General features: G+C 65.1%; 16 protein-coding genes. 7 read left to right on the forward strand and 9 right to left on the reverse strand.

Translation table 11 applies throughout. The features are described from left to right. The first annotated feature begins 52 nt into the window (after nt 1-52). The 5 genes from trpE (at nt 53) to L0962_RS14040 (ending at nt 5,230) form a co-directional block, all read left to right on the forward strand. A complete protein-coding gene (gene trpE, locus L0962_RS14020; protein WP_234087074.1) occupies nt 53-1,528 on the forward strand; it encodes an anthranilate synthase component I in 1,476 nt (491 codons plus the stop codon). 15 nt (nt 1,529-1,543) lie between these two features. After that, nucleotides 1,544-2,116: an aminodeoxychorismate/anthranilate synthase component II gene (locus L0962_RS14025; protein WP_234087075.1), complete on the forward strand. Its 573-nt coding sequence runs from the start codon at nt 1,544-1,546 to the stop codon at nt 2,114-2,116. Beyond that, entirely contained in the window at nt 2,113-3,138 is a 1,026-nt protein-coding gene (gene trpD / locus L0962_RS14030; RefSeq protein WP_234087076.1) for an anthranilate phosphoribosyltransferase, read from the forward strand. Before L0962_RS14025 ends, trpD begins: the two co-directional genes overlap by 4 nt. Next, a complete protein-coding gene (gene trpC, locus L0962_RS14035; protein WP_234087077.1) occupies nt 3,138-3,926 on the forward strand; it encodes an indole-3-glycerol phosphate synthase TrpC in 789 nt (262 codons plus the stop codon). The genes trpD and trpC overlap by 1 nt, the downstream gene beginning before the upstream one ends. Before the next feature lie 176 nt (nt 3,927-4,102). Next, nucleotides 4,103-5,230, forward strand: coding sequence for a porin (locus L0962_RS14040; protein WP_234087078.1), 1,128 nt, complete (start codon nt 4,103-4,105; stop codon nt 5,228-5,230). Nucleotides 5,231-5,361: 131 nt separating this feature from the next. Here L0962_RS14040 and proB read toward each other — a convergent pair whose 3' ends face one another. From proB to rplU, 4 genes are all read right to left on the reverse strand, one after another. Further along, nucleotides 5,362-6,483 carry a glutamate 5-kinase gene (gene proB, locus L0962_RS14045; RefSeq protein ID WP_234087079.1) on the reverse strand — a complete coding sequence of 374 codons (1,122 nt, stop codon included), beginning with the start codon at nt 6,481-6,483 and terminating at the stop codon, nt 5,362-5,364. Continuing rightward, nucleotides 6,480-7,550, reverse strand: coding sequence for an Obg family GTPase CgtA (cgtA, locus tag L0962_RS14050; protein ID WP_234087080.1), 1,071 nt, complete (start codon nt 7,548-7,550; stop codon nt 6,480-6,482). Before cgtA ends, proB begins: the two co-directional genes overlap by 4 nt. A 66-nt stretch (nt 7,551-7,616) precedes the next feature. Then, nucleotides 7,617-7,880, reverse strand: coding sequence for a 50S ribosomal protein L27 (gene rpmA / locus L0962_RS14055; protein WP_234087081.1), 264 nt, complete (start codon nt 7,878-7,880; stop codon nt 7,617-7,619). A gap of 21 nt (nt 7,881-7,901) precedes the next feature. After that, nucleotides 7,902-8,213 carry a 50S ribosomal protein L21 gene (gene rplU / locus L0962_RS14060; RefSeq protein WP_234087082.1) on the reverse strand — a complete coding sequence of 104 codons (312 nt, stop codon included), beginning with the start codon at nt 8,211-8,213 and terminating at the stop codon, nt 7,902-7,904. Between the two features lie 127 nt (nt 8,214-8,340). Here rplU and L0962_RS14065 point away from each other — a divergent pair, with 127 nt between their 5' ends. Together L0962_RS14065 and L0962_RS14070 are read left to right on the forward strand one after the other, a co-directional pair. Beyond that, nucleotides 8,341-8,685, forward strand: a complete 345-nt coding sequence (locus L0962_RS14065; RefSeq protein ID WP_234087083.1) for an FKBP-type peptidyl-prolyl cis-trans isomerase — start codon at nt 8,341-8,343, stop codon at nt 8,683-8,685. Then, the gene (locus tag L0962_RS14070; RefSeq protein WP_234087084.1) at nt 8,682-9,857 is read left to right on the forward strand and encodes a pseudouridine synthase; all 1,176 of its coding nucleotides are present in this window, start codon (nt 8,682-8,684) and stop codon (nt 9,855-9,857) included. The genes L0962_RS14065 and L0962_RS14070 overlap by 4 nt, the downstream gene beginning before the upstream one ends. Before the next feature lie 94 nt (nt 9,858-9,951). Here the strand turns inward: L0962_RS14070 and L0962_RS14075 are convergent, their stop codons facing one another. From L0962_RS14075 to L0962_RS14095, 5 genes are all read right to left on the reverse strand, one after another. Further along, a complete protein-coding gene (locus L0962_RS14075; protein WP_234087085.1) occupies nt 9,952-10,374 on the reverse strand; it encodes a MaoC family dehydratase in 423 nt (140 codons plus the stop codon). Nucleotides 10,375-10,446: 72 nt separating this feature from the next. Continuing rightward, on the reverse strand, nt 10,447-11,646 hold the full coding sequence (locus tag L0962_RS14080; RefSeq protein WP_234087086.1) for an ABC transporter permease: 1,200 nt from the start codon (nt 11,644-11,646) through the stop codon (nt 10,447-10,449). Between the two features lies 1 nt (nt 11,647). Continuing rightward, complete coding sequence (locus L0962_RS14085) at nt 11,648-12,856, reverse strand: ABC transporter permease (RefSeq protein WP_234087087.1); 1,209 nt, start codon at nt 12,854-12,856, stop codon at nt 11,648-11,650. Then, nucleotides 12,843-13,532: an ABC transporter ATP-binding protein gene (locus tag L0962_RS14090; RefSeq protein ID WP_234087088.1), complete on the reverse strand. Its 690-nt coding sequence runs from the start codon at nt 13,530-13,532 to the stop codon at nt 12,843-12,845. Before L0962_RS14090 ends, L0962_RS14085 begins: the two co-directional genes overlap by 14 nt. After that, complete coding sequence (locus L0962_RS14095) at nt 13,533-14,669, reverse strand: efflux RND transporter periplasmic adaptor subunit (RefSeq protein ID WP_234087089.1); 1,137 nt, start codon at nt 14,667-14,669, stop codon at nt 13,533-13,535. Nucleotides 14,670-14,701 lie beyond the last annotated feature (32 nt).

Consider the following 14,701-nt stretch of genomic DNA (forward strand, 5'->3'; position numbering starts at 1 on the left):
CGCCCTGCGGGGCGCCTCCAGTTTGTCCAAATCCTGTCATTTCGAGGCTTCCATGACCGAATCCGAATTCAACGCGCTTGCCGCCCAGGGCTACAACCGCATCCCCGTCTCGCTCGAGACCTTCGCCGATCTCGACACGCCGCTGTCGATCTACCTGAAACTGGCCAACCAGCCGTATTCCTACCTGCTTGAATCGGTGCAGGGCGGTGAACGTTTCGGCCGCTACTCGATCATCGGACTGGCCGCTTCGACACGCCTCGTCGTGCAGGGTCGGCAGGTGCTGGTGCTGACCGGCAACCGTATCGCCGAACGCAGCGAAGAAAGCGATCCGCTGGCCTTCATCGACGCCTACGCCAAACGCTTCAAGGCGCCGCACAGCGACGGCCTGCCGCGTTTTCTCGGCGGGCTGGTCGGTTGTTTCGGCTACGACACGGTGCGTTACGTCGAATCGCGCCTGAAAAATCCGCCGGCCGACGATCCGATTGGCGCGCCGGACATCCAGTTGCTGCTGTCCGAGGAAATTGCCGTCGTCGACAATCTGTCCGGCAAATTGACGTTGATCGTCTATGCCGAACCGGGCTTTCCCGGTGCCTATCAGAAGGCCCGGGCGCGTCTCAAGGACTTGCTCGGCAAGTTGCGCCAGCCGGTGGTCATCCCGTCGGAGACGCCGGTCGTGTCGCAACCGGCCGTTTCCAATTTCGGCGAGGAAGCGTTCAAGGCGGCGGTCCGCAAGGCCAAGGACTACATCACCGAGGGCGACATCATGCAGGTGGTGCTGTCGCAGCGCATGAGCAAGCCCTTTGCGGCCAGCCCGATGGCGCTCTACCGCACGCTGCGCAGCCTGAATCCCTCGCCCTACATGTTCTATTTCGATTTCGAGGACTATCAGGTAGTCGGTGCTTCGCCGGAAATCCTGGTTCGCCTCGAAGCGGATCGCGTCACGGTGCGGCCGATTGCCGGTACCCGCAAGCGCGGCGCGACGCCGGAAGAAGATGCCGCGCTGGCGGCCGACCTGCTGTCCGACCAGAAGGAACTGGCCGAACACACGCAACTGCTCGATCTCGGCCGCAACGATTGCGGGCGTGTCGCCCGGGTGGGCAGCGTCAAGCTGACCGAACGGATGATCATCGAGCGCTACTCGCACGTGATGCACATTGTCTCCAACGTCGAAGGCCGGCTGCAGGAAGGCCTTGATGCGGTCGACGTGCTGCGCGCGACATTTCCTGCCGGCACCGTCTCCGGCGCGCCGAAGGTGCGGGCGATGGAAATCATCGACGAACTGGAGCCGGTCAAGCGCGGTGTCTACGCCGGTTCTGTCGGCTATCTCGGCTTCAACGGCGACATGGATCTGGCGATCGCCATCCGCACCGCCGTCGTCAAGGACGGCCAGTTGTACGTGCAGGCGGGCGCCGGCATCGTTGCCGACTCCGATCCGCAATCGGAATGGGAAGAAACCCGGAACAAGGCGCGTGCCGTGCTGCGCGCCGCCGAACTGGCCGAACAGGGCCTCGATACGCGTTTCGACTGAATCCGGGAGACGACCATGCTTTTGATGATCGATAACTACGACAGCTTCACCTACAACCTTGTGCAGTACTTCGGGGAACTCGGCCAGGATGTCCGCGTCTTCCGCAACGACGAGATCACGGTCGACGAGATCGAACGGCAAAAACCGGACTATCTGGTGATTTCGCCCGGCCCCTGCGCACCGGCGCAAGCCGGCGTTTCGCTGGCGGCGATCAAGACCTTTGCCGGCCGGATTCCGCTGCTCGGCGTCTGCCTGGGGCATCAGGCCATCGGCGAAGCCTTTGGCGGGCGTATCGTGCATGCGCAGCAACTGATGCATGGCAAGGTTTCTCCGGTCCACCACAAGGATCAGGGCGTTTTCCGCGGCCTGCCCAATCCGCTGACCTGCACGCGCTATCACTCGCTGGCCATCGAACGTACGAGCTGCCCGGATTGTCTGGAGGTCACCGCGTGGACCGAGGACGGCGAGATCATGGGCGTGCGCCACAAGACGCTGGCCGTCGAAGGCGTCCAGTTTCATCCCGAATCGATCCTGACCGAGCGCGGCCACGATCTGCTCAACAACTTCCTCGAGGAACACCGCAAATGACCCCGCAAGCCGCCCTGCAGCGCGTCATCGAGCATCGCGAGATCTTCCACGACGAAATGGTTTCGCTGATGCGCCAGATCATGAGCGGCGAAGTCTCGCCGACGATGATCGCGGCCATCGTCACCGGCCTGCGCGTCAAGAAGGAAACCATCGGCGAGATCGCCGCCGCCGCCAGCGTCATGCGCGAGCTGGCGACGCCGGTCAAGGTGCCGTACGACCGGCATTTCGTCGATATCGTCGGGACTGGCGGCGATTCGGCGCATACCTTCAACATTTCCACGGCGTCGATGTTCGTGGCCGCCGCGGCCGGTGCCAGGATCGCCAAGCACGGCGGTCGCAGCGTGTCGTCCAGTTCCGGCGCGGCCGACGTCCTGGAGGCGCTGGGGGCCAACATCATGCTGTCGCCGGAACAGGTCGCTGCCTGTATCGAGGCCTGCGGCATCGGCTTCATGTTCGCGCCGAACCATCACAGTGCGATGAAGCATGTTGCACCGGTACGCCGCGAGATGGGCGTGCGCACCATTTTCAACATTCTGGGTCCGCTGACCAACCCGGCCGGTGCGCCGAACACCTTGATGGGCGTCTTCCATCCCGATCTGGTCGGCATCCAGGTGCGCGTGATGCAGCGCCTCGGTGCCGAGCGCGTGCTGGTCGTGCACGGCAAGGACAACCTCGACGAAATCTCGCTCGGCGCGGCGACGCTGGTCGGCGAACTGAAGGACGGCGAAGTCCGCGAATACGAAGTGCATCCGGAAGATTTCGGTCTGTCGATGATGTCGCTGCGTCATCTGCGCGTCGGCAGCGCCGACGAATCGAAGTCAGTGCTGCTGGCCGTGCTCGATAACCAGCCGGGCGCGGCGCATGACATCGTCTGCCTGAATGCCGGCGCGTCGCTGTATGTGGCCAACGTTGCCGACAGCATCGGCGACGGGATCGCCAGGGCCCGCGAGGCGATCGCCTCGGGCGCTGCCCGCACCAAGCTGGAAGCGTTTGTCCGGCAAACCCGGGAGCTGGCGAAATAATGGCCGACATCCTGAACAAGATCGTTGCTACCAAGCGCGAGGAAATTGCTGCCGCCCGTGCGGCGAAATCCCTGGCCGAGGTCGAGGCCGAAGCGGCAGCACAGTCGTTGCCGCGCGATTTCGTCGGCGCCATCCGCGACAGGATTGCCTGCGGTCGACCGGCCGTGATCGCCGAAATCAAGAAAGCCAGCCCGTCGAAAGGGGTAATCCGTCCGGATTTTCGCCCGGCCGACATTGCCCGCAGCTATGCCGCCCACGGCGCCGCCTGCCTGTCGGTGCTGACCGACCGCCAGTATTTCCAGGGAGCCCCCGAATACCTGCAGGCGGCAAGGGCGGCCTGCAGCTTGCCGGTGCTGCGCAAGGATTTCATCGTCGATCCCTATCAGGTGGTGGAAGCCCGGGCGATGGGCGCCGACTGCATCCTGCTCATTGCCGCCTGTCTGTCGCTGGCCGACATGCAGGCGCTGGAGGCGCAGGCGCAGGCGCTGGGCATGGCCGTGCTGGTCGAGGTGCATGATGCGGACGAGCTCGAGACGGCACTGCAATTGAAGACCTCCTTGCTCGGCATCAACAACCGCAACCTGCGAACCTTCGATGTCACCCTCGCCACCACGCTGGCCCTGTTGCCCAGGATTTCCGGCGAACGCATCGTGGTGACCGAAAGCGGCATCCTGGCCCCGGCCGATGTGGCGCTGATGCGTCAGAACGCCGTGCATGCCTTCCTGGTTGGCGAGGCCTTCATGCGTGCCGCCGAGCCTGGCGAGGAACTGTCCCGGCTGTTTGTCTGAGTGCTTTGTTGCATTGACGCAACAGGCGCCCAGAAAAGCAGGTGGTCAGGCCACGCCGTCGTTGCCTGCGGGAATTCCCCTCTGCCAGAATGCCCTTCAACTTCTCGATCCGAGAGGTAAAGCTTAGTCGCTTCACCGAGGGGTGACTAAAAACTAACCACTAAGGAGATTCTCTGATGCAAAAGAAACTGATCGCTCTGGCCATCGCCGGCCTGGCTTCCAGCGCTGCTTTCGCCCAAACCAACGTCACCATCTACGGTATCGTTGACGCTGGCGTCGCCTACAGCTTCGACGGCGGCAACGCCAACAATAACGGCAACGGTGGCCGTGACAGCCAGTTCAACGTCATCTCCAATGGTCTGTCCGGTTCCCGTCTGGGTTTCAAGGGCGTTGAAGACCTGGGTAACGGCCTGAAGGCTCTGTTCACCCTGGAATACAGCGTGACCATGGATACCGCTGGTGCTCTGGACAATGCCCGTCAGCAATTCGTCGGCCTGACGGGTGGTTTCGGTACCGCCGTCATCGGTCGTCTGCAGACCACCGGCTACGACTTCTCCTGCGCCGCTGGCCCGCTGCCTGGTTCCGCGCTGAACGCCATGGACAAGGTTAGCGTCAACGTGACCCTCAATTGTGGCGGCCTGGGCCGTGCCAACAACGCCATCGCCTACATCTCGCCGTCCTTCGGCGGCGTGACCTTCGCGATCAACCACGCTCGTGTGACGGAAGCCGCCGGTGCCCCGGGTCAAGGCAATCCGGACGCCTACGCCACCCTGCTGTCCGCCAGCTACAAGAACGGCGGCCTGGACGCCGGCGTCGTGTACTCCAAGTACAACGGTTCGCACATCGATGTTACCGCCCTGGGCACTCTCCCGGTTTTCGGCGCCAACACCAGCTTTGTTGATGCTGCCGAATACGGCATTCGTGCTTCCTACGACTTCGGCGTTGCCAAGGTCTTCGGTTCCTGGCAAGGTCTTGAAGTCACCTCCGGTGTCAACGATCCGGCTGACAAGCTGAACCAGTCCTGGCAAGCTGCTGTTGCCGTTCCGGTTGGCAAGCACACCTTCATCGCCCAGTACGCCGGCAACCAAGTCAAGGCCACGACGGCTGCAGACAACACCGCTGCCTACACCCTGGCTTACACCTACTCGCTGTCCAAGCGCACGACCGCTTACGCTGGCTACACCTTCGTTGAAAACGAAAATGGTGCTAACCGTGCTGCTGGCTTCAACGGTGGCACCCCCAACCTGACGGTTGCTGGTGCTTCGTCGCAAGTCGTCGCCGCTGGTCTGCGTCACTCCTTCTAATCCGGTCATTCCGGTCTAGAAGTACCGAAACGGCTGCCTCCGGGCAGCCGTTTTGTTTTGTCGGCAAGCCTGCGACAAGAAAAAAGCCCGGATCGCTTGGCGATGCCGGGCTTTTTGCTGGCCGGAGAGATTCAGCGGCTGAGAATCAGATTGTCGCGGTGGATCAGTTCCGGTTCTTCGATGTATCCCAGAATGCCTTCCAGGTCGGCAGTTGCCTTGCGGGCGATTCGTCGGGCGTCGCTGCTGCTGTAGTTGCTCAGGCCGCGGGCGACCTCCGTGCCGTCAGGGGCGATGCAGGCAATGGCCGCACCGCGTTCGAAATCGCCGTCAACCGTCGCCACACCGATCGGCAGCAGGCTTTTTCCCTTGTTCAGTGCGTCGACCGCGCCAGCGTCGAGATGGACCTTGCCGGCCAGTTGCAGATGGTCGGCCAGCCATTGCTTGCGTGCCGCCAGCGGCGGGGTTTGGGAAACCAGCAGGGTGCCGAGCGCTTCGCCGGCGGCCAGGCGCAGGATCGGGTCCTGTTCGTGGCCGCTGGCAATGACGGTGTGGGCGCCGCTGCGAGCGGCGCGTTTGGCGGCGATGACCTTGGTGATCATGCCGCCGGTGCCGACCAGCGAGCCGGCGCCGCCAGCCATCTCTTCGAGTTCCGGGGTGCCGGCGGCGGCTTCGCGGATCAGCGTGGCATCCGGATTCTTGCGCGGATCGGCCGTGAACAGGCCGGGCTGGTCGGTGAGGATGATCAGCGCTTCGGCTTCGATCAGGTTGGCTACCAGTGCACCCAGGGTGTCGTTGTCGCCGAACTTGATTTCATCGGTGATCACGGTGTCGTTCTCGTTGATGATCGGAACGACGCCGAGTTCGAGCAGGGTGCTCAGTGTAGCGCGGGCATTCAGGTAGCGTTTCCGGTCGGCCAGATCATCGTGGGTCAGCAGGATCTGCGCGGTGTGCAGGCCGTGCTTGCCGAAGGCGGCCTCGTAGACCTGGATCAGTCCGGCCTGGCCGACGGCTGCGGCGGCTTGCTTTTCATGTACGGTCTTCGGCCGGCGTCCCCAGCCCAGCCGCTGAACGCCGCAGGCGACGGCGCCCGAGGAGACGAGGATGACCTCCCGTCCCTGCCGGCGCAGTTCGGCGATCTGTCGTGCCCAGCTGTCGATGGCTGGCAGATCGAGGCCGTTGCCGCTGTTGGTGACCAGTGCCGAGCCGACCTTGACGACCAGGCGGTGGGCGGTGGCGAGACGTGTCTGGCTCATGCTTCTTCTGCGGGCAGGTCGTCGTCTTCGACAATCTCCGGTGGTGCCATCTGTTCCAGCGCCTCCTGGATGGCAAAGATCAGCGGGCGAGTGCCGTCGCCACTGATGGCGGTGATCGGGAAAACCGGTCCGTCGTACTTGGTGGCCTTCTTGTAGGCCTTGAGGAAATCCTTGATCGCCTTCTCGCGCTCTTCCTCGGGAATCAGGTCGAGCTTGTTCAGCACCAGCCAGCGTGGCTTGGCGGCGAGTTCCGGGTCGTGTTTGGCGAGTTCGCCGACGATGGCCTTGGCATCGCGCACCGGATCGGCGCCCGGGTCGAGCGGCGCCAGGTCGACGAGATGCAGCAGCAGACGGGTGCGCTGCAGGTGCTTCAGGAAGCGGATGCCGAGGCCGGCGCCGTCGGCGGCACCTTCGATCAGGCCCGGAACGTCGGCGACGACGAAGCTTTTCTCGGTATCGACGCGAACCACGCCGAGGTTGGGATGCAGCGTCGTGAACGGGTAGTCGGCGACTTTCGGGCGGGCTGCCGAAATGGCGCGGATCAGCGTGCTCTTGCCGGCATTGGGCAGGCCGAGCAGGCCGACGTCGGCCAGTACGCGCAGTTCCAGGGCGAGTTCAAATTCCTCGCCGGGATCGCCCTTGGTGCATTGGCGCGGGGCGCGATTGGTCGATGACTTGAAGTGCGTGTTGCCGAGACCGCCCTTGCCGCCACGCGCGATAAGCACCTTGTCGTCATGATGGGCGAGGTCGGCGATCACTTCGCCGGTGAGCAGGTTGGTGATCACCGTGCCGACCGGCATGCGCAGCACGATGTCGTCGCCGCCCTTGCCGTAACAGTCGGCGCTGCCGCCGTTCTCGCCGCGCTGGCCGAGAAATTTCCGCGTGTAGCGGTAGTCGACCAGGGTATTGATGTTCTGGTCGGCAATCACGTAGATGCTGCCGCCGCGACCGCCGTCGCCGCCGTTCGGGCCGCCCATCGGGATGTACTTCTCGCGGCGGAAGGTGGCGATGCCGTTGCCGCCGTCGCCAGCCTTGACGTAGATTTTGGCTTCGTCGATGAATTTCATTTTCCGCCTCTGAAAACTAAAAAGCCCTATCCGGCGGATAGGGCTTTGCGATTCCGCCGGGCCGAATTATTCGGCGGCCGGAACGATGGTGACGGTACGGCGCTTCTTTTCGCCCTTGACGGCGAACTGGACGACGCCGTCCTTCAATGCGAACAGGGTGTGGTCCTTGCCGATACCGACGTTTTCGCCGGCATGGAATTCGGTGCCGCGCTGGCGAACGATGATGTTGCCGGCGAGAACGAATTGACCGCCGTAGCGCTTGACGCCAAGACGCTTGGCCTGTGAGTCGCGACCGTTACGGGAACTGCCGCCTGCCTTTTTGTGTGCCATTTGTTAGCTCCTTCTCTGAACTCAGGCAGCGATCGTGTCGATGCGCAGTTCGGTGTAGTTCTGACGATGGCCCTGACGCTTCTGGTAGTGCTTGCGACGGCGCATCTTGAAGATCTTGACCTTGTCGTGGCGGCCGTGGGAAACCACGGTGCACTTGACGGTGGCGCCAGCGAGGAAGGGGGCGCCGATCTTTACCGACTCGCCTTCGCCTACCATCAGGATCTGGTCAAGGGTAACTTCTGCGCCAACGTCTGCCGGTATCTGTTCTACTTTAAGTTTTTGGCCAGCGGACACGCGATACTGCTTGCCACCGGTTTTTACGACCGCATACATGGTTGGACTCCGAAAAACAAACAAAGGGTACTACGAAGAACCGCGCATTATACGGAAAAATCCCGGCAAGTCAAAGCCTTGTGTCGGTTCCGTGGTAGACTGCGGCGCTTTCAAGAAGGAGAAAGTCATGGCTGAGATCAAGACCGCGTCCGGGCTGGTTTACGAAGACACCGTCGAGGGCAGCGGTGCCGAGGCACAGGCCGGCCAGTTCGTCACCGTGCATTACACCGGCTGGCTGACCGACGGCAGCAAATTCGATTCGAGCAAGGACCGCAATGATCCCTTCCAGTTTCCGCTGGGCCGCGGTCACGTCATCAAGGGCTGGGACGAAGGCGTGCAGGGCATGAAGATCGGCGGCACGCGCAAGCTGACCATTCCGGCGCATCTCGGCTACGGTGCGCGCGGCGCCGGCGGTGTCATCCCGCCGAATGCGACGCTGGTTTTCGACGTGGAATTGCTCGACCTGCAATGAGCGATCCGCAGCAACCGGACGATCCCTGGGCCCGCTGGCGCAAGCCGGCCGGGCAGGAAGCTGCGGTCGACCGGCCGAAAAAGGAAAAAAGCGCAGCGCCGGCCCGTGCCGGCAATCGCCAGGACAGGCCGGCAGCGCCGGACGCCGTCGCTCCGGCGCCGTTAGCGGATCTTCCGCCGGTCGCCGCCGAAGCGCCGGAAGCCGCGCCCAAGCCGAGCGGAACGCTGGGGGTGCGCAAGCCGCCAGCCGGCGTCGAAGGCAAGCCGAAAAAGCGTCCGCTGCGCGGTGGCGCGCTGGTGCGCAAGCCGTTCGAGCGTGCTGCGGTCAACGTCAAAAAACCGGAAAAACCGTCGTCGACCGCAAGATCGGCGAAAGCGCCGGCCGCCAGGCCAGCCGCGATGCGTCCGGCGGTCCCCGCGGCAAGCGTTGCCGCAGGCAGCGAGCCGTCGGGGGTTCGCCTGTCCAAGGTGATGTCCGAGCGCGGCCTTTGTTCGCGGCGCGAAGCCGATCTGTGGATCGAGCGCGGCTGGGTCTTCGTCGACGGCGTCCAGATCAGCGAACTCGGTTCGCGCATCGATCCGGCGGCGCAGATCGAAATCTCGACCGAGGCGAAGAAGGATCAGGCCAAGGCGGTGACCATCCTGCTGCACAAGCCGGTCGGTTATGTTTCCGGCCAGCCGGAGCCGGGTTGCACGCCGGCGGTGACCTTGATCACCGCGGAGGCGCAGTTGCCCCAGCCGGGCGATCCCGAATTCAAGCCGTGGATGCTGCGCGGCCTGGCGCCGGCCGGCCGGCTCGACGTCGATTCGACCGGCCTGCTGGTGCTGACCAGCGACGGCCGGGTGGCCAAGCGCCTGATCGGCGAGGACAGCGACACCGAAAAGGAATACCTGGTGCGCGTTTCCGGACAGATGATCAAGGGCGGCCTCGAACTACTGCGTCACGGCCTGGAACTCGACGGCAAGGCGCTGAAGCCGGCCTGGGTCAAGCAGTTGAACGAGGACCAGCTGCACTTCATCCTGAAGGAAGGCAAGAAGCGCCAGATCCGCCGCATGTGCGAGCTGGTCGGCCTCAAGGTGACCGGCCTCAAGCGTGTGCGCATCGGCCGCATCCGCCTCGGCGACCTGCCGATGGGGCAATGGCGTTTCCTGCGCGCCGACGAGGCGTTCTGAGCGTTTTTGACCGATTGTCGCGGTCGACCGCAATACAATGAAAAAACGCCGGCGGGGCAACCCGGCCGGCGTTTTTTTTGGATCGAGCGGCGGCTCAGGCGGCCGGGCGGACCGGCGGCATCATCAGGCATTCGCCTTCGATCACGGTCTTGCCGGCGACCGTGCACACGGTGTCGAGAATGACCCGGTTCTTGGCGGCATTGACTTCGCGCACGGTGACGGTGGCGGTGACGGTGTCGCCCGGCTTGACCGGGGCCTTGAACTTCAGCGTCTGCGACAGGTAGATGGTGCCGGGCCCGGGCAGCTTGTTGGCCAGCGTCGCCGAGATGAAGCCGGCGGACAGCATGCCGTGCGCGATACGCGTACCGAACATCGTGCCCTTGCAGTATTCCTCGTCGAGGTGAGCCGGGTTCACGTCGGTCGAAATGCCGGCGAACAGCACGATGTCGGTTTCGGTGACGGTCTTCGAGGTGCTGGCGGACATGCCGGGTTCCAGTTGATCGATGTAGTAGGCCATGCGGAAAGCTCCGGTTGCGTTGAACGAAAAAGTGACTCTAGCATACGTTAGCGTATGGATGTGGCAGGCACGTTACTCGGTACGCAATGCCACCACCGGATCGAGGCGAGCGGCATTGCGCGCCGGCAGGACGCCGGCCAGCAGACCGATGGCGACCGCCAAGGATTCGGCGAGCAGGACGAAACTGAGCGGCGTATGGACCGGCAGTGCCGGCAGCGCCAGATGGATCAGTTGCGCCAGCCCGATGCCGAGCGCCAGTCCGAGCAGCCCGCCGAGCGCCGACAGGGCCACCGCCTCGCCGAGGAACAGCCCGAGGATGCTGCGCCGCGATGCGCCGAGCGCGACCAGCAGGCCGATTTCCGACGTCCGCTCGCTGACCGCGATGGTCATGATGGTGACGATGCCGACGCCGCCGACCAGCAGCGAGATGCCGCCCAGCGCACCGACGGCCAGCGTCAGCACGTTGAGGATGCCGGACAGCGTCTTCAGCATTTCTTCCTGGCTGACGATGGTGAAATCCTCGTGGCCGTGGCGCTCGATCAGCAGGCGGCGGATGCGCTCGGCCAGCGTTGCCGACGGCACGCCGTCGATGGCGGCCAGGTTGATCTCGTCGCAGCCTTCGCGGTTGAACAGTTCCTGGGCGCGGCCGGCGGGAATGAAGGCGGTGTCGTCGAGATCGATGCCGAGGAATTGCCCCTTCGGCGCCATCACGCCGACCACCCGGAAATGCAGGCCGCCGATGCGCAGGCGCTGGCCGAGCGGGTTGTCGGCACCGAACAGTTCGTCCTTCAGCTTGCTGCCGAGGACGACGAAGGCACGCGCGCTGGCCGGATCTTCGTCGGGCAGGAATTGCCCGCTGCGCACGGTCGACCGGAAGACGATGCGCGAATCGGCATTGACGCCGTAAATCAGCGTCCGCCGGGTACGTCCGTTGCCTTCGACCTCGGCGTTGCCGCGCACGTTGGGCGTGACGGCGACGATCTGCGGCAGCCGGGCGAGCGCCCGGGCATCGTCCAGCGACAGCGGGCGGGCGCTCGACGGCAGCCCGGAAGCGCTGCCGCCGGTCTTCGTCTTGCCCGGCGTCACGGTGATCACATTGGTGCCGAACTGGCTGAATTCGCCGAGCACATAGCGGTGGATGCCTTCGCCGATCGAGGTGAGCAGGATCACCGAGGCGATGCCGACGGCGATGCCGAGCAGCGTCAGGAAGCTGCGCAGGCGTTGCGCGGTGACCGCGCGGGTGGCGAGCGAAATGGCGTCGGGCAGGCGCATGTCAGTGCTTCATCAGCGCCTGCACCGGGTCGAGCCGGGCGGCGCGGCGGGCCGGCAGGAAACCGAAGAGCAGACCGGTGGACAACGCGGTGACGAGGCCGGCGATCACCGCCCAGTCCGGCGGGTAAGCCGGGAAGACGGGAAACAGCCGGCGCAGCAGGAAGGCGCCGGCTTCGCCGAGCAGGTAGCCGACCAGCGCGCCGCTTGCCGACAGCATCGCCGCCTCGGCCAGGAAAGCCAGCCGGATGGTGCGCGCCGGTGCGCCGAGCGCCTTCAATAGGCCGATCTCGCCGGTGCGCTGGGTGACGGCGACGAGCATCACGTTCATCACCAAGATGCCGGCCACCGCCAGGCTGATCGCGGCGATGCCGGCCACCGCCAGGGTCAGCGCGCCGAGCAGCTTGTCGAAGGTGGCGAGCACGGCGTCCTGGGTGATCACCGTGACGTCTTCCTCGCCGCGGTGGCGTTGCTTGAGCAGTTCCAGAACCTGCGTGCTGGCGGCGGGAATCGCCTCGCGGCTGCGTGCCTCGACCAGGATGCGGAACAGCGTGTTGGCGTTGAACATCGCCTGTGCCAGCGCGACTGGCACGACGACCAGTTCGTCGGTATTCATGCCGAGGCCCTGGCCGGTCGGCCGCAGCACGCCGATCACCCGCAGCCGCCGGTCGCCGACGCGGACCAGGCGGCCGAGCGCCGGCTCGCGGCCGAACAATTCCTCCTGCACCTTGGCGCCGATCACCGCCACCGGCGCGGCGCGCTGCCAGTCGTCGTCGGGCAGCGCCTCGCCCTGCGCCAGTTCGAAATTGCGGATGGCGAAGAAATCGCGGTTGGCACCGGCCACCATGACTTCGCGCAGGCGCCCGCCGGCGCTGATTTCCGAGGTGCCGACGGCGAGCGGGCCGACCCGGCGCACGGCCGGCGCGCGCAGCAGGGCCTGGGCGTCGGCGATGGTCAGGTCGCGCGGCGTGCTGGTGATCGCGGTGGCCGGGTTGAAGCCGCCGGTGCCGGTGCGGCCGGGCAGGACGATGACCAGGTTGGTGCCGAGCGACGAGAACTGACCGACGACGTAGCGCCGCGCCCCGTCGCCGAGTGCGGTGAGCAGCACGACGGCGGCGACGCCGATGGCCATGGCCAGCACCGACAGCGTCGTGCGCAGCGGATAGCCGGTGGCCGCGTCGCGGGCAAAACGGAGGATGTCAGCCGGCCGCATTGGCGCTGTCGAATTTCAAGCGGCCGTCCTCCATCACCAGCCGGCGTCGGGCGCGTTCGCCCATGCCCGGATCGTGGGTGACGACGACCAGCGTCACGCCCTGGGCGTTGAGCGCTTCGAGCAGATTGACCACTTCTTCGCCGGTATGGCGGTCGAGGTTGCCGGTCGGCTCGTCGGCGAGGATCAGCGGTGGCTGCATGATCGTCGCCCGGGCAATGGCGACGCGCTGGCGCTGACCGCCCGACAACTGGTCCGGCTTGTGGTCGGCGCGGTGTTCCAGACCGAAGCTCTGCAAGGCGAGCGCGACGCGACGTTCCCGTTCGGCCGGGGCGATGCCGGCCAGCGTCATCGGCAGCGCGATGTTTTCGGCGGCGGTCAGCCGCGGTACCAGATGAAAGCTCTGGAAGACGAAGCCGATACGGGTGCTGCGTACCCTGGCCTGCTCGTCTGCGGTCAACGTCGTCACATCGCGGTTTTCCAGCCGGTAGCTGCCGGCGTCGGGGCGGTCGAGCAGGCCGAGCAGGTTGAGCAGCGTCGATTTGCCGGAGCCGGACGGTCCCATCACCGCCACGTACTCGCCGCTGTCGATGCGCAGATTGACGCCGGCCAGCGCGTTGACCGTGGTATCGCCGAGCTGGAAACGGCGCTCGATGCCGGACAGTTCGATCAGCGCCATCTACTTCGCCGCGTTGTCGGCGACCGCCGGCGCGCCTTCCTTGACGCCGGCCCGTTCGAGCGAAGTGACGATCTTCTCGCCGGCCTGCAGGCCTTCCAGAACCTCCGCGTACTCCCAGTTCGACAGGCCGGTTTTGACCGTGCGCGAGGCCAGCTTGCCGTCCTGCAGCACCAGCACCTTGCTGCCTTCCTGCAGCGCGGCGGTCGGGATGCGCAGCACCTTGTCGCGGCCGGCCAGCACGATCTCGACGTCGGCGCTGTAGCCGACCAGCAGCTTGCCGGCCTGTTCCGGTTTTTCGAAATCGACCTCGATGTCGACAGTGCGGGCCTGTTTTTCCACGGCCGAGACGTAGGGCGCGACGCGCCGCACCTTGCCGGGCAGCGACTGGCCGGGCAACGCGTCGAGGGTGATGCGCACCGGCTGGCCGGCGGCGATCTTCGGCGCGTCGACCTCGTCCATCGGCGCCTTGACGTAGAGGCAGGAATCGTCGATCAGATCGATCGCCGGCGGCGTCGGCACACCCGGCGGCGACGGCGTCGAATACTCGCCCAGTTCGCCGACGATCTTTGCCACCGTGCCGTCGAACGGCGCGTAGAGTGCGACGCGGCCCTGTTCGACGCGGGTCGCTTTCAGCTTGGCTTCGGCCTGGGCGACATCGGCCCGGCTGGTGTTGCAGGCCGCGCGACGAACCGCCGCTTCGGTGCGGGCCGCTTCTTCCTTGCTGGGCGAAACAAAGCCGCGGGCGCGCAGATCGGCCTGCCTTTTTGCTTCGTTCTCGGCGTTGACCGCAGCAATGCAGGCTTCATCGCTGCGCCGCGCCGACAGGGCGATCTGGGTTTGTGCCAGATTGGCCTGCGCCTGTTGATCGTCGTTCCACAGCTTGAGCAGCAACTGGCCTTTCTTGACCCGGTCGCCTTCCTTGACGCCGAGGTATTCGATGCGCCCGCCGACGATTGTCGACAACTTGGTGCGCTGGCAGGCTTCGACGGTGCCGGCGCGGGTATTGGCCAGTGTTGCCTCGACCTTGCCGCTGCCGACCTCATGGACGACGACGGCGATCGGCTTGGGTCGCGACAAGGCAAAAAGGGCGAGGCCGGCGATGGCGATGACGGCAACGGCGATGATGAGGCGACGCATGGCGATGGGTGGGAATATGAGCAGGCGTCGAT

This window comes from Azonexus sp. R2A61 (assembly GCF_021401135.1).
GTDB lineage: Bacteria > Pseudomonadota > Gammaproteobacteria > Burkholderiales > Rhodocyclaceae > Azonexus.

Bases quoted from the DNA above. Each gene is read 5' to 3' on its own strand.
- trpE (WP_234087074.1), top strand. From the start codon at position 53: ATGACCGAATCCGAATTCAACGCGCTTGCCGCCCAGGGCTACAACCGC.
- L0962_RS14025 (WP_234087075.1), top strand. From the start codon at position 1,544: ATGCTTTTGATGATCGATAACTACGACAGCTTCACCTACAACCTTGTG.
- trpD (WP_234087076.1), top strand. From the start codon at position 2,113: ATGACCCCGCAAGCCGCCCTGCAGCGCGTCATCGAGCATCGCGAGATC.
- trpC (WP_234087077.1), top strand. From the start codon at position 3,138: ATGGCCGACATCCTGAACAAGATCGTTGCTACCAAGCGCGAGGAAATT.
- L0962_RS14040 (WP_234087078.1), top strand. From the start codon at position 4,103: ATGCAAAAGAAACTGATCGCTCTGGCCATCGCCGGCCTGGCTTCCAGC.
- proB (WP_234087079.1), bottom strand. From the start codon at position 6,483: ATGAGCCAGACACGTCTCGCCACCGCCCACCGCCTGGTCGTCAAGGTC.
- cgtA (WP_234087080.1), bottom strand. From the start codon at position 7,550: ATGAAATTCATCGACGAAGCCAAAATCTACGTCAAGGCTGGCGACGGC.
- rpmA (WP_234087081.1), bottom strand. From the start codon at position 7,880: ATGGCACACAAAAAGGCAGGCGGCAGTTCCCGTAACGGTCGCGACTCA.
- rplU (WP_234087082.1), bottom strand. From the start codon at position 8,213: ATGTATGCGGTCGTAAAAACCGGTGGCAAGCAGTATCGCGTGTCCGCT.
- L0962_RS14065 (WP_234087083.1), top strand. From the start codon at position 8,341: ATGGCTGAGATCAAGACCGCGTCCGGGCTGGTTTACGAAGACACCGTC.
- L0962_RS14070 (WP_234087084.1), top strand. From the start codon at position 8,682: ATGAGCGATCCGCAGCAACCGGACGATCCCTGGGCCCGCTGGCGCAAG.
- L0962_RS14075 (WP_234087085.1), bottom strand. From the start codon at position 10,374: ATGGCCTACTACATCGATCAACTGGAACCCGGCATGTCCGCCAGCACC.
- L0962_RS14080 (WP_234087086.1), bottom strand. From the start codon at position 11,646: ATGCGCCTGCCCGACGCCATTTCGCTCGCCACCCGCGCGGTCACCGCG.
- L0962_RS14085 (WP_234087087.1), bottom strand. From the start codon at position 12,856: ATGCGGCCGGCTGACATCCTCCGTTTTGCCCGCGACGCGGCCACCGGC.
- L0962_RS14090 (WP_234087088.1), bottom strand. From the start codon at position 13,532: ATGGCGCTGATCGAACTGTCCGGCATCGAGCGCCGTTTCCAGCTCGGC.
- L0962_RS14095 (WP_234087089.1), bottom strand. From the start codon at position 14,669: ATGCGTCGCCTCATCATCGCCGTTGCCGTCATCGCCATCGCCGGCCTC.